This is a genomic window from Hydrobacter penzbergensis, from assembly GCF_900106985.1.
Lineage (GTDB): Bacteria > Bacteroidota > Bacteroidia > Chitinophagales > Chitinophagaceae > Sediminibacterium > Sediminibacterium magnilacihabitans.
Window position 1 is genome coordinate 1 of the sequence record NZ_FNNO01000040.1, and the last position, 1217, is coordinate 1217.

Consider the following 1217-nt stretch of genomic DNA (forward strand, 5'->3'; position numbering starts at 1 on the left):
TTTTTATTTTATTGACTTACGATGGGATTGCTCAAACGAATACATTTCCGGCAAGTGGGAATGTAGGCATCGGTACAACGAATCCCGCAGTAAAATTGGATGTAGTTGGAGGCATCAGCATACAAAGCAATAATAATTTAACATGGGGTGGTTTGTATGGAGCTGGTATACCTACCATTTCTGCTGCTACTGGAACAGGATTATATTTTTACCCAACCGGAAGTACTTCCGGTTCTACATTTAGTTTGCAAAACACAGGAGCATCATTTTATACAGATTTGTCGGTACCTGGTAAAAACTTTTACTTTGGTACAAGTGCAAACCCTACAAGAAATCAATTGACTGCTGGCTTTTTCAGGCTAACGGCTTCTAATGATGTGAATACATTAGACATATCATCTACCAATACAGGAATCCTGTTCTCTACAAATTATTATAGTGGGGGCTCTGTTCAACCAATCACTATGCAGACATATGGAAGCAGTAATCAGCTTTGTTTATCCACTAATGGCAATATAGGCCTGGGAACTGCAAGTCCCGCAGTGAAATTAGATGTGCTTGGAGGAATTAATATCCAGAGCAATAATAACTTAACATGGGGAGGCTCATATGGAGCTGGTATACCTACCATTTCTGCGGCTACTGGAACCGGGCTATACTTCTACCCAACTGGAAGTACTTCCGGCTCTACATTGAGTTTGCAAAATAATGCCGCATCGTTTTACACAGATGTATCGGCACCTGGCAAAAATATTTATTTTGGTACAAATACAAATTCCACAAGAAATCAATTAAGTGCCGGCTTTTTCAGGTTAACAGCTCCTAACGACCTAAATACATTAGACATATCCTCTACTAATACAGGAATTCTGGTCTCTACAAATTACTTTGGAGGAGGCTCTGCTCAGCCAATAACTATGCAGACATTTGGAAATACAAATCAGTTTTATTTATCTGCAAATAGTAACATTGGTATTGGTACGTCTTCTCCGACTGAAAAACTTTCTGTTAATGGTAATATTCGAACACAGAAGATAATTGTTACCCAGACAGGATGGAGTGATTATGTTTTTGAGCCAGACTATCGATTAAGATCACTTGTTGATGTTGAAAAATTCATCAAGAAAAATAAGCACTTGCCGGATATTCCCACCGCAAATGAAGTGGAAAAAAAGGGAATTAGTGTGGGAGATAATCAAGCCTTGTTATTGAAAAAA

Annotated in this window: 1 protein-coding gene; it reads left to right on the forward strand. The window is 38.5% G+C overall.

What is annotated here, in order from left to right; translation table 11 throughout:
- Positions 1-1217, forward strand: a 1217-nt coding sequence (locus tag BLU98_RS17955; protein ID WP_092727083.1) for an autotransporter outer membrane beta-barrel domain-containing protein, incomplete at both ends; no start/stop codon positions are given.